Origin of the sequence: Marinobacter sp. OP 3.4 (genome assembly GCF_036224885.1) — a bacterium.
Classification (GTDB): Bacteria; Pseudomonadota; Gammaproteobacteria; order Pseudomonadales; family Oleiphilaceae; genus Marinobacter.
This window is the reverse complement of record NZ_JAVVLT010000053.1, coordinates 20,517-43,826: the sequence shown is the minus strand read 5'-3', so window position 1 is coordinate 43,826 and position 23,310 is coordinate 20,517. Positions and strand designations below refer to the sequence as shown.

At 62.2% G+C, this 23,310-nt stretch carries 24 protein-coding genes; 16 read left to right on the top strand and 8 right to left on the bottom strand.

Translation table 11 applies throughout. The features are described from left to right. Positions 1-94: 94 nt before the first annotated feature. The 4 genes from RO069_RS09680 to RO069_RS09665 all read left to right on the top strand — a co-directional run bounded on the left by RO069_RS09680 (position 95) and on the right by RO069_RS09665 (position 5,498). Positions 95-901 carry a cytochrome C assembly family protein gene (locus tag RO069_RS09680; protein ID WP_328187100.1) on the top strand — a complete coding sequence of 269 codons (807 nt, stop codon included), beginning with the start codon at positions 95-97 and terminating at the stop codon, positions 899-901. A gap of 58 nt (positions 902-959) precedes the next feature. Further along, the gene (locus tag RO069_RS09675) at positions 960-2,249 is read left to right on the top strand and encodes an HlyC/CorC family transporter (protein WP_328187098.1); all 1,290 of its coding nucleotides are present in this window, start codon (positions 960-962) and stop codon (positions 2,247-2,249) included. 164 nt (positions 2,250-2,413) lie between these two features. Then, positions 2,414-3,016, top strand: a complete 603-nt coding sequence (locus RO069_RS09670; protein WP_328187097.1) for a Yip1 family protein — start codon at positions 2,414-2,416, stop codon at positions 3,014-3,016. Positions 3,017-3,239: 223 nt separating this feature from the next. After that, positions 3,240-5,498, top strand: coding sequence for a DUF1631 domain-containing protein (locus RO069_RS09665; RefSeq protein WP_328187096.1), 2,259 nt, complete (start codon positions 3,240-3,242; stop codon positions 5,496-5,498). A 97-nt stretch (positions 5,499-5,595) separates the two neighbouring features. Here RO069_RS09665 and grxD read toward each other — a convergent pair whose 3' ends face one another. After that, complete coding sequence (gene grxD, locus RO069_RS09660) at positions 5,596-5,922, bottom strand: Grx4 family monothiol glutaredoxin (protein ID WP_328187094.1); 327 nt, start codon at positions 5,920-5,922, stop codon at positions 5,596-5,598. Positions 5,923-6,260: 338 nt separating this feature from the next. On the opposite strand from grxD, the gene argF reads away from it, so the two are divergent. Both argF and RO069_RS09650 read left to right on the top strand, forming a co-directional pair. Beyond that, positions 6,261-7,178 carry an ornithine carbamoyltransferase gene (gene argF, locus RO069_RS09655; RefSeq protein WP_328187092.1) on the top strand — a complete coding sequence of 306 codons (918 nt, stop codon included), beginning with the start codon at positions 6,261-6,263 and terminating at the stop codon, positions 7,176-7,178. Positions 7,179-7,208: 30 nt separating this feature from the next. Continuing rightward, entirely contained in the window at positions 7,209-8,276 is a 1,068-nt protein-coding gene (locus RO069_RS09650) for an ABC transporter ATP-binding protein (RefSeq protein WP_328187090.1), read from the top strand. A gap of 264 nt (positions 8,277-8,540) precedes the next feature. Here the strand turns inward: RO069_RS09650 and RO069_RS09645 are convergent, their stop codons facing one another. Together RO069_RS09645 and RO069_RS09640 are read right to left on the bottom strand one after the other, a co-directional pair. Continuing rightward, the gene (locus tag RO069_RS09645; protein ID WP_328187089.1) at positions 8,541-10,091 is read right to left on the bottom strand and encodes an ATP-binding protein; all 1,551 of its coding nucleotides are present in this window, start codon (positions 10,089-10,091) and stop codon (positions 8,541-8,543) included. A 60-nt stretch (positions 10,092-10,151) separates the two neighbouring features. Continuing rightward, a complete protein-coding gene (locus RO069_RS09640; RefSeq protein WP_328187087.1) occupies positions 10,152-10,898 on the bottom strand; it encodes a response regulator in 747 nt (248 codons plus the stop codon). Between the two features lie 342 nt (positions 10,899-11,240). Between RO069_RS09640 and RO069_RS09635 the strand changes: the two genes are divergently transcribed. After that, positions 11,241-12,005, top strand: a complete 765-nt coding sequence (locus tag RO069_RS09635) for a GNAT family N-acetyltransferase (protein WP_328187085.1) — start codon at positions 11,241-11,243, stop codon at positions 12,003-12,005. A gap of 62 nt (positions 12,006-12,067) precedes the next feature. Then, positions 12,068-12,895, top strand: a complete 828-nt coding sequence (locus RO069_RS09630; protein ID WP_328187083.1) for a lysophospholipid acyltransferase family protein — start codon at positions 12,068-12,070, stop codon at positions 12,893-12,895. Here the strand turns inward: RO069_RS09630 and RO069_RS09625 are convergent. The 4 genes from RO069_RS09625 to RO069_RS09610 all read right to left on the bottom strand — a co-directional run bounded on the left by RO069_RS09625 (position 12,811) and on the right by RO069_RS09610 (position 17,005). After that, on the bottom strand, positions 12,811-13,278 hold the full coding sequence (locus tag RO069_RS09625) for an FKBP-type peptidyl-prolyl cis-trans isomerase (RefSeq protein WP_328187080.1): 468 nt from the start codon (positions 13,276-13,278) through the stop codon (positions 12,811-12,813). The two genes, RO069_RS09630 and RO069_RS09625, sit on opposite strands and share 85 nt — an antisense overlap. 24 nt (positions 13,279-13,302) lie before the next feature. After that, positions 13,303-15,282, bottom strand: a complete 1,980-nt coding sequence (locus RO069_RS09620; RefSeq protein ID WP_328187077.1) for an acetyl-CoA hydrolase/transferase C-terminal domain-containing protein — start codon at positions 15,280-15,282, stop codon at positions 13,303-13,305. Between the two features lie 118 nt (positions 15,283-15,400). Then, positions 15,401-15,718, bottom strand: a complete 318-nt coding sequence (locus RO069_RS09615; RefSeq protein ID WP_328187076.1) for a hypothetical protein — start codon at positions 15,716-15,718, stop codon at positions 15,401-15,403. Positions 15,719-15,967: 249 nt separating this feature from the next. Continuing rightward, positions 15,968-17,005 (bottom strand): NADP(H)-dependent aldo-keto reductase, encoded by a 1,038-nt coding sequence (locus RO069_RS09610; RefSeq protein WP_328187075.1) that lies wholly within the window; start codon positions 17,003-17,005, stop codon positions 15,968-15,970. Between the two features lie 201 nt (positions 17,006-17,206). Between RO069_RS09610 and RO069_RS09605 the strand changes: the two genes are divergently transcribed. Together RO069_RS09605 and RO069_RS09600 are read left to right on the top strand one after the other, a co-directional pair. After that, positions 17,207-18,424, top strand: coding sequence for a glycosyltransferase family 4 protein (locus RO069_RS09605; RefSeq protein ID WP_328187073.1), 1,218 nt, complete (start codon positions 17,207-17,209; stop codon positions 18,422-18,424). Beyond that, positions 18,393-18,980 carry a phosphatase PAP2 family protein gene (locus RO069_RS09600; RefSeq protein ID WP_328187072.1) on the top strand — a complete coding sequence of 196 codons (588 nt, stop codon included), beginning with the start codon at positions 18,393-18,395 and terminating at the stop codon, positions 18,978-18,980. Before RO069_RS09605 ends, RO069_RS09600 begins: the two co-directional genes overlap by 32 nt. Here the strand turns inward: RO069_RS09600 and dinB are convergent. Continuing rightward, entirely contained in the window at positions 18,955-20,022 is a 1,068-nt protein-coding gene (gene dinB / locus RO069_RS09595; protein ID WP_328187070.1) for a DNA polymerase IV, read from the bottom strand. The two genes, RO069_RS09600 and dinB, sit on opposite strands and share 26 nt — an antisense overlap. A 91-nt stretch (positions 20,023-20,113) precedes the next feature. Here dinB and RO069_RS09590 point away from each other — a divergent pair, with 91 nt between their 5' ends. From RO069_RS09590 to RO069_RS09565, 6 genes are all read left to right on the top strand, one after another. After that, positions 20,114-20,407 carry a DUF1244 domain-containing protein gene (locus RO069_RS09590; RefSeq protein ID WP_328187069.1) on the top strand — a complete coding sequence of 98 codons (294 nt, stop codon included), beginning with the start codon at positions 20,114-20,116 and terminating at the stop codon, positions 20,405-20,407. After that, positions 20,404-20,787: a HopJ type III effector protein gene (locus tag RO069_RS09585; RefSeq protein WP_328187066.1), complete on the top strand. Its 384-nt coding sequence runs from the start codon at positions 20,404-20,406 to the stop codon at positions 20,785-20,787. The genes RO069_RS09590 and RO069_RS09585 overlap by 4 nt, the downstream gene beginning before the upstream one ends. After that, positions 20,784-21,527 carry a septum site-determining protein MinC gene (gene minC / locus RO069_RS09580; RefSeq protein ID WP_328187064.1) on the top strand — a complete coding sequence of 248 codons (744 nt, stop codon included), beginning with the start codon at positions 20,784-20,786 and terminating at the stop codon, positions 21,525-21,527. The genes RO069_RS09585 and minC overlap by 4 nt, the downstream gene beginning before the upstream one ends. A 47-nt stretch (positions 21,528-21,574) precedes the next feature. Beyond that, positions 21,575-22,384: a septum site-determining protein MinD gene (minD, locus tag RO069_RS09575; protein WP_328187063.1), complete on the top strand. Its 810-nt coding sequence runs from the start codon at positions 21,575-21,577 to the stop codon at positions 22,382-22,384. 5 nt (positions 22,385-22,389) lie between these two features. Further along, positions 22,390-22,647, top strand: coding sequence for a cell division topological specificity factor MinE (minE, locus tag RO069_RS09570; RefSeq protein WP_328187061.1), 258 nt, complete (start codon positions 22,390-22,392; stop codon positions 22,645-22,647). Between the two features lie 76 nt (positions 22,648-22,723). Continuing rightward, positions 22,724-23,218, top strand: coding sequence for a CBS domain-containing protein (locus RO069_RS09565; protein ID WP_328187059.1), 495 nt, complete (start codon positions 22,724-22,726; stop codon positions 23,216-23,218). Positions 23,219-23,310 lie beyond the last annotated feature (92 nt).

The window sequence follows — 23,310 nt, the reverse complement described above, 5'->3', positions numbered from 1 at the left end:
CAGACTAACGCGCTGAAACGACCAGCCCGGCAAATTCCATCTCCTGAACGCAGGAAGCCCGGACCATATCACATAACCACCAGCCAGGAATGCCATGGGAACGCTGATTCTCGCTGTCACCACCCTGTTCCTCTACAGCATTGGTACCGCCTTTCAGGCCCTGGGCTTTCGCGGACGCATCAACGTCAACAAGCACATTGTGACGGTGATCGGCGGGCTGGGCCTGGTGGCCCACGGCATGCTGCTCTGGCAGACCCTGTTTACCGGCGGCGCCCTGAACCTGGGGTTCTTCCAGAGCTCCCTGCTGATTTCCTGGCTGGTGGTGGCGATCCTGCTGGTCATGAACCTGACCAAGCCCGTGGACAGTCTGTTCCTGGGGGCCTACCCCCTGGCCTGCCTGACCGTGGTATTCGCCCTGCTCACCCATACGCCGCCCCGTTTCATACAACGGGATGACTGGGGCATCCTGTCCCACATTGCCCTGTCGGTCACCGCCTACAGCCTGTTTACCCTGGCGGCGGGACAGGCGTTGCTGCTCTATTTCCAGAACCGCCAGCTCAAGCGCAACTACAACAGCCCCCTGGTCCGCAACCTGCCACCGCTGCAGACCATGGAGTCCATGCTGTTCGAGCTGCTCTGGGCCGGCGTGATCCTGCTGGTCCTGGCCATCGTCACCGGCGCACTGTTCGTCAGCGACCTGTTCGCCCAGGACCTGGCCCACAAAACGATCTTCTCGCTGATCTCGCTGGCGGTGTTTGCCGCCCTGCTGATCGGTCGCCAGACCCAGGGCTGGCGCGGCATCACCGCAAGCCGCTGGACCCTGGCGGGCTGTGCCCTGCTGATGCTGGCCTACTACGGCAGCAAATTCGTGCTGGAACTGATCTTCCACCGGACCGGTTGACACCCGCCGGCCCCGTTCCTATTTTTCCCGTTCATCCGCAATATAAGGACCCGCTCCCTTGAACGAGGCATCGCTTACGGCGCTGTTCATCCTCCTTGCCGGCCTGATCGTCCTGTCCGCCTTCTTCTCCAGTTCCGAGACCGGGATGATGTCCCTGAACCGGTACCGGCTCAAGCACATGGCCAAGACCGGCCATCGCGGGGCCCGTCGCGCCCAGGGGCTGCTCCAGCGCACCGACCAGCTCATCGGCGTGATCCTGATCGGCAACAACTTCGTCAACATCTTTGCCTCGTCCATTGCCACGGTGATCGCCATCCGCCTCTGGGGGGACGCGGGCATTGCCGTTGCCACCATACTGCTGACGGTCGTCATCCTTATTTTTGCGGAAGTCACCCCGAAGACCCTGGCAGCCCTGTTTCCCGAAAAGATCGCGTTTCCGGCCAGCTACATACTTGGCCCTTTGCTGAAAATTCTTTATCCGGTGGTATGGGCCGTAAACCTGTTTACCGGCATCATCCTGAAGCTGCTGAGGATTTCTCCGGAAGACGCCAGTTCCGACCACCTCTCCCGGGAGGAACTGCGCACCCTGGTCAACGAATCCGGCGCGCTGATTCCGTCCAAGCACAAGGACATGCTGGTCAGCATCCTCGACCTGGAAAAGGTCACGGTCAACGACATCATCGTGCCGCGCAACGAGATTGTGGGGGTGGACCTGGAAGACGACATCGACGACATCCTGCGCCAGCTCCGCACCAGCCAGCACACCCGCCTGCCCATCTACAAAGGGGATATCAACAACATCCAGGGGGTGCTGCACCTGCGCAACATCTCCCGCCTGCTGATGCAGGAAGACGTCAACAAGGCCATGCTGATGCAGCTCTCCCGGGAGCCCTATTTCATTCCGGAAAGCACGCCGCTGAACACCCAGCTGATCAACTTCCAGAAAGCCAAACGTCGCTTTGGCATCGTGGTCGACGAGTACGGCGACGTCCTGGGCCTCGCCACGCTGGAGGACATACTCGAGGAGATTGTCGGGGACTTCACCACCGACTACTCGGAAACCAGCCCGGACATCATTCCCCAGGACGATGGCACCTATATCATCGACGGCACCGCCGCCGTGCGCATCATCAACCGGGACCTGGGCTGGAAACTGCCCACCGATGGCCCCAAGACCCTCAACGGCCTGATCACGGAAACCCTGGAAACCATCCCCGACACCAACGTGTGCCTGGTTATCCGGGGCTATCGCACCGAGGTGCTGCAGATCAAGGACAATGTGGTGAAGGCCGCCATCGTGCACCCCCTGCCACGGAAGAAACCCTTCCGCCGGAAGAAAACCGCCTGACCACCCTTATATCCATGCGATCTAACTACGTTTTTTTAGAAAGATCATGATTTAACCAGTTTCTTGACCGGACCTACCCCCCTACCCAAAACTTGAGTTGTGTGAATAGTTGCGTATCCAGCAGCAACAACAGTCAACAACAATAATAGATGAGGAGAAGGTCCATGAGCCTTTCACATACCGTTGGTTTGTTCACTCACCCTGATGAAGAGTGGAAAGCGATCCGGGAAGACTCGGAATCGGTCAGCAAGCTCTATTTCGGCCACATCCTGCTACTGGCCCTGATTCCGGCCGCTGCCGCCTTTTACGGCACCACACAGGTCGGCTGGCAGGTGGGCGGCTCCCAGTTGATACGGCTGACCACCGGCAGTGCGCTCCAGCTCTGCGCCCTTGCCTACATGGCCATGCTGGTCGGGATCTACATCATCGGCAAGTTCATTGATTTCTTCGCCGCCACCTATGACGTGAAGGAATCCACCCCCCGTGGTGTCACCCTGGCCGCCTATACCGCCACCCCCATCTTCCTGCTGGGCGTGATCGCGGTATACCCCAATATCTGGGTGAATATGGCCGTTGGCACCGCCGCAATCGCCTACGCGGTGTACCTGCTGTACGAGGGCCTGCCCATTCTCATGAAGATTCCGGAAGAACGGGGTTTCATGTTTGCCTCATCCGTACTCACCGTGGGCCTGGTCATGTTTGTCGGTCTACTGGCCATCAGCGTGGTGGTCTGGAGCATGGGAATCGGGCCGCAGTACGTCAGTTGATCCTGACAGCCATCAGTTTTTGAACAGGCCGACCCGCAAGGGCCGGCCTGTTTATTAGGAGCGTAATGGAGACACCGGATATCCGGAATTTGAACCCGCAATCCGGTTAACAATAATTAATCGTGTAACCTCAGTATATTTTGCGATAGATTACGCATATAAAGTACCAATCCAGAGAGTAAGCTCGGTAACGTATCCGGTTGAGGCGTATCAGGAGTCAGCCATGAACAGACAATCCGGCATACATTACCTGCACGACCGTCCGGGTGCAGGGTCGCCGGTATCAGTTCCTCCGGAAGTGTCCCGGATCCGGGACACCGTGGTAGCCGGCCTTGGCGACCTTCTGCAGGGCGCGTTCGATGCCGTGGACGATTCCCTGTTCGAGCTTGCCAATAATGCCCGCAGCAACAACGAGCAGAACCGCTATTTCGAGGCGATGCGGGAAATCCGCATCAAGCGCAAGGGTGTGGAGAAACAGTTCCAGCACTCCGTGGGTGGGCTGTTCGATCACCCTCCCCTGGCGAACGCCGACCAGCAGTCCCAGGATAATCTCCAGCATCAGGAGAGCGCCTCGGCGGAGAGCCTGTCCCTGGTTCAGGACGACGACCTGGAAGAGCAGGTCGCCCTTAACGCCATGATTTCCAAGGCCCGCGTCTATTTCCAGGGGCCGCTGCTGCAACTGCAGACACGATTCACCGTGATCTACCCGAATGCCTCCGAGGAGCGGCCGGTCAACCCGATGTTGCCGGACCATGTCTGTCGCGCCTTTGCCGAGGCCGCCGGTGCGTTCGAGATCCAGATCCGCGAACGGCTCATTGTACTCAAACAGTTCGACCGCTATGTGGTGGCCAACCTCGGCATGCTGATGGACGAGGCCAACCGCATCCTGGTCCAGGCCGGCATCGTGCCCAATTTCCGTTATCAGGGTAAGAACCGCCAGGAATCCCCGCAGACCAGTGGTGGTCCGTCATCCTCCGGCCACCAGGCCACCACCGGCGGCGACCAGCCCCGGGCCGCCGAAGCACAGGAAAGTTACCAGGTCCGGGAAAACGACGCCCTGTTCCAGCAGATCCGTCAGCTACTGGCTGAACAGCGGGGCCACCGCAGCTACAGCACCAGCTACTATGGCGGCCCTCAGGGTCATGGCGGCACCGAGATCCATATCGTCGGCGGCGCCGAACTGTTGCACATGCTGTCCCAGGCGTCCGCCAATACCGCCCGGCAGAACGCCCCCCAGGGCAACCTGAGCGCCGGCGAACCGGTTACCGTGGACCTGCGGGACCTGATTGAACATGTCCTGGAAAGCCAGCAGCCGGAGGAAGGCAAGCACGCCGCCCTCCAGGAGATGGACGAGGACCTGATCAACCTGGTCTCCATGCTGTTCGAGTTCATCCTGGACGACTACAACCTGTCCGCCCCGATCCAGGTACTGATCAGCCGCCTCCAGATTCCCATCCTGAAGGTGGTGATCAAGGACAAGTCCTTCTTCAGCCGCGCCAATCACCCCGCCAGGAAGTTGCTGAATTCCCTGGCCCGGGCCGGTATCGGCTGGAGCAACGCGGATGAGAAATCCCGCGATAAACTCTACGAGCAGATCCACAACATCGTCGCCCGGATCCTCGACGAGTTCGACGGCGACATCCAGCTGTTCGAGACCCTCGGCGAGGAATTCGACCAGTTCCTGACCCGGGAGAATCGCAAGGCCTCCCTGGTGGAACAGCGCACCCGGGAGTCCGAACGAGGCCGCATCAAGTCCCAGAAAGCCCAGGACACGGTGGACCGCCTGCTCCGGGAAAAACTGGCCCGCCGTCCCGTGCCCCCGACCATTCACGACATTCTGGTGAACGGCTGGAGCCGGGTCATGTTCCTGGCCTATCTGCGCAACGATGTGGAGCATCGCTGGGAGCAATCGGTGCGTGTCGTGGACGACCTGATCTGGTGCCTCTACCCACACCTGGACGATGACGAGCGTGATCAGTGGGTACGGGTGGTACCGCGCCTGCTCAAGGCCCTGCGGGCGGGCCTGGAGGAGGTCTCCTACAATTCGTCACGGCTGGACGAGATGATGGCCCAGCTCAAGCATGAGCTGACCGAGGCGTTCCGCAACCTGGCGCTGGCAGAGGCCAGGGAGCCGGATGAGATGGAGCCCGAGGAGCCGGTTATCGAGGAAACCCTGGAGCAGGAGGAGCCACTGGAAGCCGGCGTGGCGGAGTATCTGCCCCACATCGAGTCGATCAACGTCGGTCAGTGGGTGGAGTTCCGCCTGGTGAATGGCTCCAGCTTCCGCTGCAAGCTGTCCGCGATTATCGACGAGGCCGACTGCTTTGTCTTCGTCAACCGCATGGGCCTGAAAGTCATCGAGAAAACCCGGGTCGACCTGGCCCACGAGATGCAGCGGGGCCGCCTCACCATCCTGGAACAGGGCGCCCTCATCGACCGGGCCCTGGATGCCGTGGTGGGAAGCCTGCGCAAGCAGGCCTGACCGGATTCCTGCCAGGAACGAAAAAAGCGCCCCGAGGGGCGCTTTTTTCATGCCTGCAAGCCCGGATTGTCAGCCAATCCCGGACGTGGACGGCGGTTCAGGCTTCCTGCTGCTTGGCGGCGGCCTTGACCATTTCCGCCAGCTCTCCGGATTCGGACAGCTCCAGCACGATGTCGCAACCACCCACCAACTCGCCGTTGATGTAGAGCTGGGGATAGGTGGGCCAGTTGGAATAGCTCTTCAGGGCCTCCCGCAGCTCCTGGTTGTCCAGGATGTTGACGAACGCGAAGCGCTCACCACAGGCCATCAACGCCTGCACGGTACGGGAAGAGAAGCCGCACTGGGGAGCCTGGGGGGTCCCCTTCATGTAGATAAGGATCGGATTTTCTTCCAGTTGGCCTTTGATCTGCTCATTAATATCCACAATCACACCTCTTCAAACGGTATCGAACTGACTTGCATTGTACACGGGAACCCCAATCCCGACCAACAGACTCAGGTATAACAATCGCCAGGTGCAGCCACGCCGCACTGGATTGTCATCCCCCGGGGAACCCTATAGACTTGATTCTTTTCGTCCCGAGGGGCTGTTGACCCTTTTGGTCCCGGAGGACAAGCAGGAACGCCCTGACAGGCTACAAACGCTGTTATCCGAGCCATGCCGGGGCATCCCCACAATCAGGGCCGTATAGCCGGTGCGAACCCCGCAACCCGGATGGTTTCCTATTTGCTGTCGGCCAGGGAAAGACAACGGACATCGCCATGGCAGTAAGACACTTTCTGACACTCAATGACCTGACCCTCAATGAACTGACGGGCCTGCTGGACCATGCCAGCTTCCTGCGCCGTGAATGGCAGGCGGGAAAGGTCCGCAACAGCCTTGGTAACCGGGTACTGGCGATGATCTTCGAAAAGTCGTCCACCCGCACCCGGGTCTCGTTCGAGGCGGGCATGTCGCAGCTGGGTGGCAGTGCCATGTTCCTTTCCCCCCGGGACACCCAACTGGGCCGCGGTGAACCGATTGAGGATTCCGCCCGGGTCATTTCCAGCATGGTGGATGCGGTCATGATCCGTACCTTCGCCCATGACAAGGTGGACCGGTTCGCCAGTGTGTCCCGGGTGCCGGTGATCAACGCCCTCACCGACGACTTCCATCCCTGCCAATTGCTGGCCGACATGCAGACCTTCCGGGAGCACCGGGGGGATATCGCCGGCGCCACCGTAACCTGGGTCGGGGATGGCAACAACATGTGCAACTCGTACATCAACGCCGCCCGGATCTTCGGCTTCCACCTGAACGTGGCCTGCCCGGAAGGCTACGCGCCGGACAGCGGGCTGCTGGACAGCCACCGGGACTGCGTCACCGTATTCGAGGATCCCCGGGAAGCGGCCCGTGGCGCCAACCTGATCGCCACCGACGTATGGGCCTCCATGGGGCAGGAACAGGAGGCGGATGCCCGCCGGGCCATCTTCGCCCCCTACCAGGTCAACCCGGCACTGATGGATCTGGCAACCCCGGACGCCCTGTTCATGCACTGCCTCCCGGCCCACCGGGGCGAGGAAATTTCCGAGGACATGCTGGATCACCCGGGCTCCGTGGTCTGGGACGAGGCGGAGAACCGCCTGCATGCCCAGAAGGCGTTGCTGGAATTCCTGATCCTGGGAACCCTGGAGCAGTAACCCGCCACAGCAAGCGAAGCGGAGTCGACGATGTCCCCACCCAATCCGCCCGAAAGCTGGCTGCTGGATGTACAGGCACTGGGCTGCGGCTACGGTGCGGAGAACGTGGTTTCAGACGTCCGCTTTGCCCTCGGCCATGGCGATATCGGCTGTCTCCTGGGTCCCAGTGGCTGCGGCAAGAGCACCATCCTGCGGGCCCTGGCCGGCTTCCTGCCCATCAGCACGGGAGAGATCCGACTGAATGACCAGGCTATCAGCCTGCCCGGCTTTACCCTGCCGCCGGAACAACGGCGCATTGGCATGGTATTCCAGGACTACGCCCTGTTCCCGCACCTGACCATTGCCGAGAATGTGGCCTTCGGCCTGAAGGGACTGAGCCGCCAGGAGAAGCACACCAAGACCGCCGGCCTGCTGGAACTGGTGCACCTGCAGGACCTGGCGGGCCAGTACCCCCACCAGCTCTCCGGCGGCCAGCAACAGCGGGTGGCCCTGGCCAGGGCGCTGGCCCCCGAACCCACGCTGATCCTGCTGGACGAGCCCTTCTCCAGCCTGGACGCGGACCTGCGACGGCGCCTGAGCCTGGATGTCCGGGATATCCTCAAGGACCTGGGCATCAGTGCACTGCTGGTGACCCACGACCAGCAGGAAGCCTTTGCCATGTGCGACCAGGTGGCGGTGCTCCGGGACGGTCAGGTGCAACAATGGGATGTGCCCTACAATCTCTATCACGAGCCGGCGAACCGGTTCGTGGCGGGTTTTGTGGGACAGGGGGCCTTCATTCCGGGCCACGCCCTGGGCCCCGGCACCATCGAATCGGAGCTAGGCCGGCTGGTCGGCAAGCGGACCAGCCAGTGGCAACCAGGCACCCTGCTGGATGTCCTGATCCGCCCGGACGACATCGTCTACGATGCCGACTCCGACCTCAGACCCAAGGTGGTCGAGAAAACCTTTGCGGGTACCTCAACCCTGTACCGCTTCCATCTCTCGGACGAGACCGAGTTCGAGGCCCTGTTCCGCAGCCACCTGGACTTCCGGCTGGGGGAACACGTGCCCGTGCGGGTGGAGGCAGAGCACCTGATCGCCTTCCCCCGCACCTGAGGCCCCGGCAACCCCTGCCAGCAAACGGGCAAAAAAAAAAGACCGGTCATCGGGGATGACCGGCCATGCAATGACGAATGAAACAAGGAAAGTTCGTAAGAACAACACTCCTGGCAGAACAACCACGTTACCCGCTGGGGCAAATCACCCTGCCATCTTCCATCCTAGTTAATCCGGCGGGAAGGTCCGTTGTGCTTTGGTGTTTGTTTGTAAAATCATGTTATGGGTTGACGCGCTCCAGTCGTCCCGGGCCGGTGATGACTCCTACTGCCGGCGGGGCCAGACCAGGCTGAACCGGGCGCCGCCGAGTTCGTTACTGCGTCCCACAAAGGACTGGCCACCGTGCCAGAACAGGATCCGCTGGACGATGGAAAGCCCCAGCCCGTAACCACCGGAATTCCGGGTACGGCTGTCATCCAGGCGGGCAAAGGCACTGAAGACCTTCTCCCAGTCCTCCTCGGGGACCCCAGGGCCATCGTCCTCGACGTCGATGCGGCAGTTCTCCTCATCCAGCAGACAACGGACCCTCACCTCGCCCGACGCATAGCGACAGGCATTGCCCACCAGGTTCTGGATCGCCCGGTGCAGATAGCGGGGTTCGATATCGCTTTCGGCACAGACCTCCGATGCCTCGGGGATCACGGCGTCTATACGGGTCTGCGGATGGATAACCTGCTGCTCCTCGACCACCTGGCGCACGATATCGGTCACGCTGCCCGGGCGCAGGCTGAACACCGGGCCGCCCTGCTCCAGGCGGGCATAGGTGAGTATCTCGTCAATCAGCTCATCCAGTTCCTGGATATCGTTGTCGATGCCGTCCAGCTGCCGGTGCAGGGTCTGCTCATCCTTGGCAGTCTCGATCATCTGCACCCCGAAACGGATCCGGGCCACCGGCGTGCGAAGTTCGTGGGACACTGCATGGATCATCTCCCGCTGCACCTCCACCAGCCGCTGGATCTGGTCCGCCATGCCATTGAAGGATCGGGACAGGCGGGATACCAAATTACCCTGCCCCGGCTCTATGCGGGCCTCCAGTTCGCCCCGGGCGATGCGCACCGCCACCGACTCCACGGTTCGCAGGTTCTGGTCCAGGTCGCGCATGAGCAGACGCACGGCGAGGGTCAGCACCAATGCCGCCAGCCCCACCAGCAGCAGGAACACCGGCCAGGGCAGCGACCGGAAACCCGCCGGCATGGCCATGCGCATCAGGGAACCGTCCTCCAGCCGCAGCATCACCTGCCCCTGCTCCGGTCCGCCGAAGAATACCAGCCCCCGCCGTGATACCTCCTCCAGAACCTCGGGCGGCGGCAGCTGACCGGTCTCGTCCACGGCGTCGATCCGGACATTCAGCTCCCTGGCCAGCAGGCTCGCGGTATCGGTCCGGTCGGCGGGACGGGCCTCGTTCAGGTGCCACAGCACGGTCATTGCCGTGGCTTCGGCCAGGTCCCGGTACAGGTTGCTCAGGCGCATGGTGACGATGCCACCATTGTCCCGGGCGGCCAGGGCCCGCGGGCCGATCTGGTCGGACAGCACCACGGTCTGCCCGTACAGCAGTCTCTCACGGACCACGGGCTCCAGGCCCAACCCGTCGGCGGTGGTCACCTGAAAATCGTACAGGGAGGAGAGCCAGTGGTATTGCCGCTCCGGCATGGGGGTACGGGCCAGCCACGTCATCAGCGGCTCCGTCAGGCGCTCCTGCCAGGCCTGGTGCCGGACTGCGGACAGCCCGCTCCAGACCAGTGAACAGATCAGCACAATGAGCGCCGCAAGACCGGCCAGACGGGCGAACAACTTGATTGTGAAGGTAACTGGCATGAGCAGGCCTGGCAGAGGCTGGCAGGGGCAGTGCTTCAGGCAGCACTACCCAGTCGTCGGTCAGGCTTCCTTGACGAACAGGTAGCCTTTACTGCGAACCGTCTTGATACGACGGGGATGCACCGGATCATCCCCGATCTTGGGCCGGATCCGCGACACCCTGACATCAATGGAGCGGTCCTGGCCGTCATACTCGATACCACGCAGGGCGGTGAAGATTTCCTCCCGGCTCAGCACCCGACCCGCACTCCGGGCCAGCAGCCACAACAGGTCGAACTCGGCACTGGTCAGGTCGATGCTCTCGTCGTTGAGCCAGGCCTCCCGCATGGAACGGTCCACCACCAGATCGTTGAACTGCAGGCGTACCGGTTCCTCGCTGGATTCACCCCCGGCCTCCTCGCCCTCGGCCCCGGCGGGACCACCGGCACGGCGCAGCAGGGCCCGTATACGGGCCAGCAGGACCCTGGGCTTGACCGGTTTGCCCACGTAATCATCAGCCCCCATTTCCAGGCCGAGCACCTGGTCCAGATCGTCACTGCGGGCGGTCAGCATGATGATCGGTCCCTGGTAGAAGGGGCGCACCCGCCGGCAGATGGACAGACCGTCCTCCCCCGGCAGCATGAGATCCAGCACCACCAGGTCGGGGCGTTCATTACGGATGCGTTCAACGGCGTTGCCGCCATGGCTTTCATGACTGACCACCAGACCGTTGCTCTCAAGGTATTCCCGTGTGAGGTCCGCCAAACGTTCGTCATCCTCGACGATGAGGATTCTCCAGCTTTCGCTTGTCTGTTCCACGCCATCCATCTCTGATTATGTTGTTATGCGTTCGGAAGCGCCCATGCATGGGGGCGCCCCGGCCTTGCTTTATATGTCGCCCCGCCTGCCTGTCCGGGGCGCTATCCGTCACGAGTAAAGTCAGCAGCTTACCCGAATCATGTAACAACGATTATACATACTGATGCGGGAAATACATGATGCCACGCTCTGTTACCTTCAGTCACAAAAGATAGCAGCTTCTGGGCCGACCGCCATACCAGTGCCAGCGCCGGAGAGCTGACGCCGTCACAAAGTCGTCATTGTGAGGTCATGGGGGTGTCACAGGCCCTTCATAGCCTTGTCCTGAAATGGACAAAAAGAGAGCTTGCCATGACTGCCCAAACCGCTCGCGCTGCTGTTTCCCGTCGTTTACTGACCCGGGTCACCCGGGAACCGGAACTGGTGCAACAGGCCCAGCGGCTCCGCTACGACGTATTCTCGGCTGAATACGACTCGGACCTGGGATCAGACATCCCGGGCCTGGACGCCGATCCCTTTGACGTCTGGTGTGATCACCTGATGGTCACCGACAGCACCACCGGTGAACTGGTCGCCACCACCCGCATCCTGCGCCAGGATCAGATCGGCGAATCCGGCGGATTCTATTCGGAAAACGAGTTCGACCTGTCACAGCTACTGTCACGCCCCGGGCGGGTGGCGGAGCTGGGGCGCACCTGTGTCCACCCGGACTATCGCAACGGTGCCACCATCAGCCTGCTCTGGGCCACACTGGCGGGCTGGCTGATCGAACACCGGATCGACCGGGTGATCGGCTGCGCCAGTATCAGCATGACCGACGGCGGCCTGAGGGCCTGGCGTATTGCCCGCCACCTCCAGGACCGGTATCTTTCTTGCGAAGACGACCGCGTCTGGCCGCGACGCGCCCTACCCCACCTGACCCAGGCTGACTCGGAAAGGCCGGTGGACATCCCGGCGCTGATCCGCGCCTACATGCGCCTTGGGGCCAGGGTGTGCGGCGAGCCCTGTTGGGACCCGGAATTCCGGTGCGCGGACGTGCTGGTACTGCTGGAAGTCAGTGAACTGTCCGCCCGATACAGCCGCCACTTCATGCGCCGGGGCGGTTCGGGCAGCTAACGCCGGAGCACCGGGCGGGGGAACAGCCCCGTCCTGCTTCCGGCACCAATGTGGAGATAACTATGGCGGCGTTGCGCCTGCTGATCAGACTGCCCCTCCTGATAATCATCCTGAGCATCACTGCCATCGTTGCCACCCTGTTCCTGGTTGCCGATCTGGTGACCCGTCAACGGTTCAACCGTTCCCCGGTGGCGAGGATCTGCTTCAAGAGCTGCTGTCGTTGCATCGGCGTGCGTATCCACGAGTCCGGCCCCTTACCCCGGGGGCCCGCACTGTTGCTGAGCAATCACATTTCCTGGACCGACATCCCGGTCCTCGGCGGACTCATGAAGGTCCGCTTCCTGTCCAAGGCGGAAGTGGGTAACTGGCCGCTGGTGGGCTGGCTGGCCCGGCAGGCCGGGACGCTGTTCATCAAGCGGGGCAGCGGTGAAGCCGCGGAAAGGCGGGACGACATCCGGAGAACCCTGGAGGCGGGCGAGTCAGTGCTGATCTTCCCCGAGGGCACCACCTCCGCGGGCCTGACGGTACTGCCCTTCTTCCCGCGACTGATCGGCGCCGCGACCGCGGCGGACGTTCCCATCGTGCCGGTCAGCATCGCCTACCTGAGGGAAGGTGACCCATGCCACATCGCTCCGTTTATTGGCGACGACGAATTCCATCACCATCTGATACGCATGCTGGCCGCACCGGCACCGTCGGTGCATGTTACCTGGCACCAGCCGGTGGTGCCGCAGCCCGGCGAGAGCGCCCGGGACCTCAGCAACCGGGTCCGGGACGTAATCGTCGAGGGGCTACGGAGCAGTCATCAGGAAGCGGGAGTCAGGGGCTGCCCGGCGGCCACCTCGTCGTCGGTGGCCTCGCGTACGGAGATGATCTCCAGGTCGAAGTAGAGAGTGAAACCCGCCAGGGGGTGGTTGGCATCCACCCGGATCAGGTTGCCGTCAATGCCGACCACCTGTACCACCTGGGCTTCCTCACCGGTATTGGTCTGGAACTTCATGCCCACCTGCAGGTTCTCCACCCCCTCGAAGGCGGAACGGGGCACCTTCCTGATCAGGTCCGGATTATGCTCACCATAGGCCAGGGCAGGCGGTATGGTCGCTTCCAGGCAGTCCCCCGGCGAGCGTCCGCTGACCGCCTTCTGGATGCCCTCAATGACATTGTCGGAACCTTCCAGGAAGTGCAGGGGCTCGCCCCCTTCCGAGGTGTCCACCACCTCCCCGGTCTGGTTCTTGAGGCGGTAGTGGACGGTATAGATCATGGGTCGTTGCATCAGTAACGGGACTCTCAAAGTTGTTCAAGGGGCGTCGGGCTGTTCAAGGGCACCGGCCTGCTCCAGGGCAACGGTCAGCAGCCGGCGGTTCAGCCAGGCCGAGGGCCCTCCACCGGACAGTAACCCCATGCGTTCCAGGTAGGGTTTCAGCTCCGGACGCTTCACATCCACGCGCAGGGCCCTGGCAAAGGTGCGCAGCTTACCACGGGTGTCCGCCGTTGCCGACTTCAGTCCCTGCAGGGCTTTCGCCAGGGTCAGTTCCTCGGGGGTAAAGTCGCAGCCGAACGGGAATGGCGGGAACGCGTCCCCCTCCCCGACGGAGCCCAGCATCCGGGTCACATGGCCCGGGGTGTTCTCCCGCCAGGCGTCCGGTATACGGAAGTCCTTGCGGACCTTGCCGGCCTTCTGTGCCCGGGCCAGCAGTGACGGCTGGAAGCGGGCGTCGGCAATGCGGATCAGGGCCAGGTAGACCTCTTCGTCCGGCTTGCCCCTCAGGTCCGCCAGGCCGTACTCGGTGATCACGATGTCCCGCAGGTGGCGGGGAATGGTGCAGTGCCCATAGCTGAACACGATATTGGACACCGTCTCGCCACCGCTCTGGCGGGTGCTGCGCAGGGTGATGACGGAACGGGCCCCCGGCAGATCATGGGCCATGGCCACGAAGTTGTACTGGCCGCCCACCCCACTGACCACGCGGCCATCGTCCAGACCATCGGACACCGCCGCCCCCGACAGGGTGTGCATCATCGCCGAATTGATGAACCGGGCATGGCGACGCTGGGCGACTTTCAGCCGCTGGCTGCCGAACCGATGGTCATAGAGATCATTGATAAAGTTCACGCTGGTCATGGCGATACGGCGGCGATCGCTCTCATCCAGATTCCGCAGGTACTGGTAGAAATCGCCGGGGCCCAGGTAGAAACCACCGTGCAGGACCACTCCGGTTTCGTTCACCGGCTCACCGCGGTTGGCCCGTTCCTGGGTCTCCAGGTCGCCGAACACTTCCCGCTTGAGGATGCCCGCCTGCATCAGGTGCATGAAGCCATCCACCATCATCTCACTGCAGCCGTACAGCCCTTCCCGGAAGATGCCGGTTTCCCCCTCGCCGGTCACAAAAGGAAAGCGGCTGGCCACCCGCAACCGTTCATACAGGGCCTTCCACTGATCGTTGTGCTTGTGACGGAGGATCGTACTGTGGACCACCGCCGCCCCCAGTGAACCGATACCCACCTGCAGGGTACCGCCGTCCCTGAGCAGCGTGCTGGCGTAGAAACCGATCAGGTGATCCGCCGGGCTGATGGAACCCTCAGGCACCGGAAACAGGGGATAGTCGGTATCCGGCTGGTCCAGCAGCACATCGAAATCCGTTGGTGGCACCGCCGCCTGGTGTCCAAGCCAGGGCAGGTTGCTGTTGAGCTCCCCGGCCACCGCCACCCGGTGGCCGGCGGTTTCCCGTTGCCTCAGCAACGGCAGCAGGTCCAGGGTCAGGTCGGGGTTGCAGCTCAGGCTCAGGTCGCCCCCTTCCTCCCGGGCCGGTGCCACCATCTGGCAGACCACGTTCACCCCCTGGGCCATCAGGTCCCTGACCGCGTGGGTGTAGTTGGTGCAGATATAGTGGCGTTGCTGGTCCTCGTTGTTGAGGAAACTGCCCGCCTTGAAGAAGAACTCGGAGACTCGCACATTGTCGGGCAGACGCTTGTCCAGCACATCCCGGGCATAGGCAAGCTCCGGGACGTCGCCATACAGGCGCCTGACGAAAGGATCCAGGAACCGACGCTCCAGGGTCGAACTGCCCCGGGGCGCCAGCAGCGAGATGGCGGTGAGGATATGCAGGTCAATGGAGCTGTCCTGCCGGGCCCGCTCATAGAGCGCATTGACAAGGCGTACCGGCTTGCCCAGCCCCAGCGGCAGGCCCACCACAAGGGTCTTGCCCACCCGTTGAATGATGGCCTCGACACAGGCCTCGGCGGTTGTTTCCCTGAACCTCTCCGGTGTATCCGACATGATAGGCAACAGTCTCCCTTCGTTGGTGCTGTCCGGCGATGATCCCACGTCAACGGGAAACTGACAATTCAGGAGAGGGAGGTGTGACAGGCGGATGTCAGATGTGTGTTAAGGAGGGTCAGAACTTCCAGCGCAGGTTGAGGGCGGCGCCCTCCCGGATCAGGGCAACGGAGTGATCCGCCCGGACGGGATCCGACGCATAACGGCGTGACGACCCCGGCTGACTGGACAGTTGCCAGCTCAGCAGGCGGGAACCCAGGTCCATGAGGGCATCCTCGTCGTCATAGACAAAGTCTCCGGACATACGGTCCTGAACCTGGGCGGGCTCACCACTGTATACCTCGTCGGGCAATGTTTCCCGCTCGCCCGCCTCGGCACGGACGACGAAAGCCACCGTATTGAGTATCAGCAATGCGACGAAAATACGAATAATCATTGGAAATCCAGCCAGCGCGAGCCTTTCAGCTCTTTGTAAAATAGGTTTTACAATTTATGGCTAAAGTCTAATGGTTTGCTCATGGAACTCTGTGATTTCTTGCACAGCTACCCCCGCCACTTCGAATCATTTTGTTATCAAATGTAACCGAATGTTTCAGGATGGCGTGAATGGCTCAAAATGGCGGTAATAGGTGACAAACTGTTAAGGAACCCCTGGATATCTTCAGGGGTTCCTCCTTCCGATTGTTCAGGGGCAGGGATAGGTGAATTCCTGGTGGAGCACTTCAAGCTGCTTGACCACCTCGTCACTCAGCGTTACCCGGGCGGAACCGATATTCTCCCGTAGCTGTTCCATGGTGGTGGCACCGATGATGTTGCTGGTCAGGAAGCTGCGACTGTTGACCCAGGCCAGGGCCAGTTGTGCCGGCGAAAGACCGTGCTCCCGGGCCAGGTCGCAGTAGGCACGTGTTGCCTGCTCGGCCCGTTCTCCCTTATACCGGGCAAACCGCTGGAACAGCGTCATACGGGCGTTCTCCGGCAACTGGCCATCCAGGTACTTGCCCGTAAGCATCCCAAACGCCAGGGGGGAGTAGGCCAGCAATCCGACATCCTCCCGGTGGGCCACTTCCGCCAGGCCCTGCTCAAAGGTCCGGTTCAGCAGGTTGTACGGGTTCTGGATACTGACCGGCCGTGGCCAGCCGTGCTGCTCCGCCAACTGCAGGTACTTCATGGTGCCCCAGGGGGTCTCGTTGGACAGGCCGATGTGGCGGATCTTGCCTTCCTGCACCAGTTCGTGGAGGGCACCGAGGGTTTCCTCGATGGGTGTGTACTCCTCGCCATCCTTGTGGCGATAGCCGAGTTTGCCGAAAAAGTTGGTGTTACGGTCCGGCCAGTGCACCTGGTAGAGGTCGATATAGTCGGTCTGCAACCGCTTCAGGCTGGCGTCACAGGCGGCGCGGATATGATCCCGGGTCAGCCGGGGGCCGTCCCGCAGGTAGGTCAGGCCATTGCCGGGCCCTGCCACCTTGGAGGCAATCACCAGATCGTCCCGGCGGCCACGGCGAGCCAGCCAGTTGCCCAGGTACTGTTCAGTAAGCCCCTGGGTTTCCGCCTTCGGCGGCACCGGGTACATCTCGGCGGCATCGATGAAGTTGATGCCCTCCCCCACGGCGTAATCCAGTTGTTCGAAGGCTTCCTGCTCGGTGTTCTGCTCACCCCAGGTCATGGTGCCCAGGCAAATCAGACTGACGTCCAGGTCGCTACGACCCAGCTTTCGCATCTCCATCCTTCCTCCAACGGCTTGTTCCGGTTACAGGTTCGCGCCCGGGAACTCAGTCAGGACGCGGGTTTCAAGGGAATGTCACATTGCTGAAGTCTGGCTGTCACATTGGGTTTCCATAGTGGAATAACGGAATACAGCCATCTGTCTCATCAACAGATCAAGAGGTTAACCGCAACCAACAGAATCATCCAGCAAGGTTACTGAATGAATGAAGCCAGCAGTCAGCCCCTGAATCGTCGCATTGCCGTGGTCTCCGAAACCTTTCCACCGGAGATCAACGGTGTGGCGAATACCCTCAAGTACCTTTGCCGGGGGCTGTGCGCGAATGGACATCAGGTACAGGTGGTCAGGCCGGTGCAGCGTTCGGACCGCGCTGCGACATCGGATCCCGCCCAGACCACCACCCTCTGCCAGGATCTGGTCAAGGTTGCGGGCCTGCCCCTGCCCGGCTATCCGGAACTGCAGTTCGGGCTGACCCGACGCAGGCGCCTGCTGGCCCTCTGGAAAGGGCAACGCCCGGACCTGGTCTACGTAGCCACCCAGGGCCCCCTGGGGGTAGCGGCGGTCGCCGTGGCCCGTCGGCTGGGTATCCCGGTCTGCTCCGGCTTCCACACCAACTTCCACAGCTATAGCCGTCACTATCACGCGGCCTTCCTGGAGCGCATGCTGAAACGCTACGGGCGCTGGTTCCACAACCGCACCGCTCTGACCCTGGTGCCGACCCGGCGCATGGCGGCCCAGGTGGACGCCATGGGCATCCACCCGGTCGGGCTGTGGAGCCGGGGCGTCGACTGTCGCCAGTTCACCCCTCACAAGCGGGACCAGGAACTGCGGGCCGAATGGGGCCTGCAACCCCAGGATCGCGCGGTCCTGTATGTGGGACGGCTGGCGTCGGAGAAAAACCTGCAGCTCGCCGTATCCTGTTTCGAGCGCATCCGGGCCCTCCATCCGCGAGCCAGGTTCATCCTGGTGGGGGACGGCCCCCAGCGCAGGCGACTGCAGCAGAAACACCCGGACTACGTCTTCTGCGGCATCCAGAAGGGAGAGGCACTGGCACGGCACTATGCCTCCGGCGACCTGTTCCTGTTTCCCAGCAAGACCGACACCTTTGGCAATGTGGTCACCGAAGCCATGGCCAGTGGCCTGGCGGTGGTGGCCTTCGACGATGCCGCCGCCAGCGAGCATATCCGCCATCGCGAGAATGGCATGATGGCGCGACTGGACGACGATGAAGCCTTTGTGGAACACGCCCTGACACTGGCCCAGCAGAACACACTGCTGGCCAATATCCGACACCAGGCCAGGCTTGATGCCCTGGACCTGGACTGGGACAGCCAGGTGGAACAGTTCGAACAACTCACCCTGAAGCTGAACAGGAGAGACCGTTACCATGCCGTCACCCCGGGTATCCCGCTTCTTTAGCCAGGTGGACCAGGCAGAGTTCGCGCTGTGCCGGTCCATCAACCGCAGCCTCCGCTACCGGCCGGTGCTGACCCTGTTCAAGGTGGTCAGCCGGCTAGGGGACGGCTGGCTGTGGTACGTGCTGATCCTCTCCCTGCCCCTGATCTACCCCGAAGAGGGGCTGGCCATCGCCCTGCTGATGACCGGGGCGGGCCTGGCCTGCACCATCACCTACAAGCTGCTCAAGCGCTGGCTGGTGCGGGAGCGGCCGTTCATCTCGTTCCCGGTGATCCATTGCGGCACGCCGCCCCTGGACCGCTACAGCTTTCCATCCGGCCATACCCTGCACGCGGTCTGCTTTACCACGGTACTGGCCCTGACCCTGCCGGCCCTGGCAATCCTGCTGCTGCCGTTCACCCTGGCCGTGGCCGCATCACGGGTGGTGCTGGGCCTGCACTATCCCAGCGATGTTCTTGCCGGCGCCTTGATTGGCGGAGCCATGGGTCTGGTGACTACGGCATGGGGAGCGCAGCCGCTACTGACAATGACCGCTACTCAAACAGGCGTAGCTGGGTAACCGGCGCGCTGTCTTCCCGGAAACGAACCCCCACCCCCAGCAGCCGCACTGGCCGCTCCTCATCCGTGACCAGTTCATCCAGCAGTGGGCTGAACTCGTCCACCTCCGGCTCCGGGGCCGCTCCCGGCTCCCTGATCCGCTCCAGGGTGTGGGTGGAAAAGTCACTGTAGCGGATCTTGATAAACAGCTTGTGCAGGGGCTTGCGGCCACTCTTGCGCTCCAGGCGGCGGTTGAGGTCATCCACCAGGCCCGGCATCACCTGCTGGCAGGCGGCCTTGCCCGGCAGGTCACGGGAAAAGGTCCGCTCCACGCTCACCGACTTGGCCACCCGGGTCACCACCACGGGGCGTTCATCGCGGCCATGGGCCATGTCCCACAGGCGAAGCCCCTGCTTGCCGAAGGCCCTGACCAGGTCCGGCTGCCCCACCTGCTGCAGGTCACCACAGGTCGTCACGCCCATATCATGGAGCTTGCGGGCGGTCACCCGGCCCACACCGAACAGCTTTTCCACCGGCAGCTCCCTGACGAAGTCTTCCACCTCGTCCGGGGTGATCACGAACAGCCCGTCAGGCTTCCGCCAGTCACTGGCAATCTTGGCCAGGAACTTGTTGGGGGCCACCCCGGCGGACACCGTGATGCCGATGCGCTCGCGCACCTGCTCGCGGATATGCCGGGCAATCAGGGTCGCGCTACCCTGGAAGGCGTCCACCTCACTCACATCCAGGAAGGCTTCATCCAGGGACAGGGGTTCCACCAGGTCGGTGATTTCCCGGAAAATGGCCATCACCTGGCGGGATACGTCACGGTATCGGGGCATGTCCAGGGGTACCATGATCAGGTCGGGGCAGAGCCTGCGGGCTTCGCCGCCGGGCATGGCCGAGCGCACGCCAAAGTCCCGGGCCCGATAGTTACAGGTGGTGACCACCCCACGACCGCCCTGCCCGCCCACGGCGATGGGAACGTCCCGGAGCGACGGGTCGTCCCGCATTTCCACCGCGGCGTAGAAACAGTCGCAGTCGATGTGGATGATCTTGCGCGGCATGGCTATGCTTGGAGCTCTGTATAAATGTACAGCCTTGTATCTTAAGGTATCATGCCGAGAATGTCAGACATTTACCAGATGGAGCACCACTATGGGTACCGAATTCTCCGGGCAGACCCGCACCGAAATCGAGGCTGCCGCCTTCCGCAAGCTTGTCAGCCACCTGCAGGAGCATACCGAGGTCCAGAACATCGACCTGATGAACCTCGCCGGCTTCTGTCGCAACTGTCTTTCCAAATGGGTACGGGCGGAAGCCGCCGAGCGGGGCGTGGAACTGTCGGATCCCGAAGCGCGGGAACATATCTATGGTATGCCCTACGATGAATGGAAGGCCAGATATCAGGCCGGCCCCAGGCAAGCCCATGATGGAGAACACCAGGGATGAGACTGAACGAAGCCCTTCGGATTCACCTCGCCTCCCTGGAGGCCGGGCATTCCGACTTCGAGGATACCCTGGCGCTGGTGGATCGCCATTTCGACTATGCGCCCACGGGCTTCCGCAACGGCCCACTGTATAATGATGCCGGCGAAAACGAAGGCTCCTGCAAGGTGTTCGCCCTGGGGCAGTTCGGTAACCTGACCGAGGCCCAGGTACTGTCCCTGTTCGGACGCCACTACCAGGGTGTGCTCGACGATCCGGCGGGCACCAGCCATGGCAACATCCGCCAGTTCATGACCACCGGCTGGTCCGGCATCCGCTTTGATGCCCCCGCGCTGCGGCCATTGACGACCCATCTTTCCCCAAACCAGGATAACCCAGCATGACTGACGCCCCGCAGGCCACTGAACGGCCCGCATTCCAGCTCAAGAGCACCACGGTTTCACTCACTGCCCTGGAGCTGGCTTTCTTTGACGAGGACTCCTTCGAGATGGCACTCCGGGAAAAGATCCGCCAGGCTCCCGGCTTCTTCAAGGACATTCCCATTATTGTCAGCCTCGATCACTACGAGGGCCCGACCGGGGAACTGGATTTCTTCAAACTGCTGGGCATCTGCCGTCGCCATAACATCCATGTGGTTGGCGTCAGGGGCGGCAACGACGACCAGCGCCGGCTGGCCCGTCACGCCGCCCTGGCCATCCTGCCCGGCAACAGCCGCCAGGACCGGGATGCCACCCCCGAGGCCAGCGAGCCCGCGCCGGAAGCCGCGTCCTCCGTACCGGCGGAACCTGTCGCGGCACGGGTGATATCCCAACCCGTGCGCTCAGGCCAGCAGGTGTACGCTCCTGAAGGGGATTTAATCATTCTCGCGCCGGTGCAGGCTGGCGCGGAAGTGCTGGCGGCAGGTAACATCCACGTCTACGGGCCCCTGCGTGGCCGGGCACTGGCAGGGGTTCACGGGCTGGAAAGCGCCCGGGTATTCTGCCAGTCTCTGGAAGCAGAGCTTGTGTCCATCGCCGGTCACTATAAAATCTCGGAAGACCTGCAGGAAACCGGCTGGAAAGCCGCCGCGCAGGTCCAGCTCAGGGACGACCTGCTGGTGGTGACACCGCTGGAGCGTTCCTGAGGGGCGACAATCCCGGAAACCCATTATCAGCACACAGGATCGCAACCTTGGCTAGAATCATTGTTGTCACATCAGGAAAGGGCGGGGTTGGCAAGACCACCACCAGCGCCTCCATCAGTACCGGCCTGGCCCGCCGTGGCCATAAGACAGTGGTGATAGATTTCGACGTTGGCCTGCGCAACCTCGACCTGATCATGAACTGTGAGCGCCGGGTGGTGTATGACTTCGTTAACGTCATCCAGGGGGATGCCTCCCTCAACCAGGCCCTGATCCGCGACAAGCGGGTCGAAACCCTCTACATCCTGCCCGCCTCCCAGACCCGGGAGAAGGAAGCCCTTACCAAGGATGGCGTGGAAAAGATCCTCAACGAACTGTCGGAAACCTTCGATTATATCGTCTGCGACTCACCGGCGGGAATCGAGCATGGTGCCCTGATGGCGCTGTACTACGCCGATGAGGCCATTGTGGTCACCAACCCCGAGGTCTCCTCGGTGCGGGATTCCGACCGTATCCTGGGTATCCTGCAGAGCAAGTCCCGCCGGGCGGAGATGGGCCAGGACCCGGTGAAGGAACACCTGCTACTGACCCGCTACAACCCGGAACGGGTGGAAAAAGGCGAAATGCTCTCGGTAGCGGACGTGGAGGAAATCCTGGCCATTCCCCTGCTGGGCGTGATCCCCGAATCCCAGGTGGTGCTCAACGCCTCCAACCAGGGCACCCCGGTCATCCTGGAAGATCAGAGTGATGCCGGTCAGGCCTATGACGATGCCGTCGCACGGCTTCTGGGCGAGGAGCGGGAACACCGCTTCATGAACCTCCAGAAGAAAGGCTTTTTCGCACGGATGTTCAAGGGGTAAACAGGATGAGCTTCCTCGACTACTTCCGGTCCCGCAGGAACACCGGGTCGGCCAGCGTTGCCAAGGAGCGCCTGCAGATCATCGTGGCCCACGAGAGGGGCAAGCGGGATCAGCCCGACTACCTGCCCCAGCTCCAGCAGGAATTGCTTGCGGTTATCCGAAAATACGTCCAGATTGATGATGATATGGTTCAGGTGGAGGTGGACCGGAATGATGACTGCTCGGTTCTCGAGCTGAACGTCACCCTGCCCGAACGACGATAGACCCGCTGGCCCGGCCGGAGTGGCCGGGCCGGTCATCACCGGCGCATGGCAGGCGCCAGAAGGATACAGGGACCCCATGACCGTTCTTGCCCGCGACATCATGACCCCCAGCGTGAAGGCAGTGCCGGAATCCTGGACCATGGATCACCTTGCGCGCTTTCTCACCGAACACGAAATCACCGGCAGCCCCGTGGCGGACGATCACGGCGACATTGTCGGCATTGCCACCCTCAAGGACATCGCCGAGTTCCGCTGGTCATCGGACCGCAAGCCCAGGGCCTGGGCCAGGCTCACCCCCGAGGAGCAGCGGGAAGTGCGCCGGCTGCGCATGGCTTTCCTGGAAGAGATGACCCGATTGCCGGTGGAAGTTCGCGATATCATGACGCCGCAGGTGTTTTCGGTTGACGAGACGACGCCGGTGAGAGACATTGCAGATATCATGATGGGAGAACACCTGCATCGGATCTTCGTCAGAAAGGACAAGAAAATTACCGGAATCATAACCACTTACGACATGCTGAAACTCATATCCGACAAATCCCTGACCCGGCGCTGTGCCGACGGTGACTGAACCCGACGCTGCCACGGGGCCCTGTCCCCCGGGGATTTGAAAGTGTGGAGTCTGCTCGGTAGAAATCGTGCCAAGCGAGACAAACCCGCTTT

Coding starts and splice junctions, on each gene's coding strand:
- RO069_RS09680 (WP_328187100.1), top strand. CDS start 95: ATGGGAACGCTGATTCTCGCTGTCACCACCCTGTTCCTCTACAGCATT.
- RO069_RS09670 (WP_328187097.1), top strand. CDS start 2,414: ATGAGCCTTTCACATACCGTTGGTTTGTTCACTCACCCTGATGAAGAG.
- RO069_RS09665 (WP_328187096.1), top strand. CDS start 3,240: ATGAACAGACAATCCGGCATACATTACCTGCACGACCGTCCGGGTGCA.
- argF (WP_328187092.1), top strand. CDS start 6,261: ATGGCAGTAAGACACTTTCTGACACTCAATGACCTGACCCTCAATGAA.
- RO069_RS09650 (WP_328187090.1), top strand. CDS start 7,209: ATGTCCCCACCCAATCCGCCCGAAAGCTGGCTGCTGGATGTACAGGCA.
- RO069_RS09645 (WP_328187089.1), bottom strand. CDS start 10,091: ATGCCAGTTACCTTCACAATCAAGTTGTTCGCCCGTCTGGCCGGTCTT.
- RO069_RS09640 (WP_328187087.1), bottom strand. CDS start 10,898: ATGGATGGCGTGGAACAGACAAGCGAAAGCTGGAGAATCCTCATCGTC.
- RO069_RS09635 (WP_328187085.1), top strand. CDS start 11,241: ATGACTGCCCAAACCGCTCGCGCTGCTGTTTCCCGTCGTTTACTGACC.
- RO069_RS09630 (WP_328187083.1), top strand. CDS start 12,068: ATGGCGGCGTTGCGCCTGCTGATCAGACTGCCCCTCCTGATAATCATC.
- RO069_RS09625 (WP_328187080.1), bottom strand. CDS start 13,278: ATGCAACGACCCATGATCTATACCGTCCACTACCGCCTCAAGAACCAG.
- RO069_RS09620 (WP_328187077.1), bottom strand. CDS start 15,282: ATGTCGGATACACCGGAGAGGTTCAGGGAAACAACCGCCGAGGCCTGT.
- RO069_RS09615 (WP_328187076.1), bottom strand. CDS start 15,718: ATGATTATTCGTATTTTCGTCGCATTGCTGATACTCAATACGGTGGCT.
- RO069_RS09610 (WP_328187075.1), bottom strand. CDS start 17,005: ATGGAGATGCGAAAGCTGGGTCGTAGCGACCTGGACGTCAGTCTGATT.
- RO069_RS09605 (WP_328187073.1), top strand. CDS start 17,207: ATGAATGAAGCCAGCAGTCAGCCCCTGAATCGTCGCATTGCCGTGGTC.
- RO069_RS09600 (WP_328187072.1), top strand. CDS start 18,393: ATGCCGTCACCCCGGGTATCCCGCTTCTTTAGCCAGGTGGACCAGGCA.
- dinB (WP_328187070.1), bottom strand. CDS start 20,022: ATGCCGCGCAAGATCATCCACATCGACTGCGACTGTTTCTACGCCGCG.
- RO069_RS09590 (WP_328187069.1), top strand. CDS start 20,114: ATGGGTACCGAATTCTCCGGGCAGACCCGCACCGAAATCGAGGCTGCC.
- RO069_RS09585 (WP_328187066.1), top strand. CDS start 20,404: ATGAGACTGAACGAAGCCCTTCGGATTCACCTCGCCTCCCTGGAGGCC.
- minC (WP_328187064.1), top strand. CDS start 20,784: ATGACTGACGCCCCGCAGGCCACTGAACGGCCCGCATTCCAGCTCAAG.
- minE (WP_328187061.1), top strand. CDS start 22,390: ATGAGCTTCCTCGACTACTTCCGGTCCCGCAGGAACACCGGGTCGGCC.
- RO069_RS09565 (WP_328187059.1), top strand. CDS start 22,724: ATGACCGTTCTTGCCCGCGACATCATGACCCCCAGCGTGAAGGCAGTG.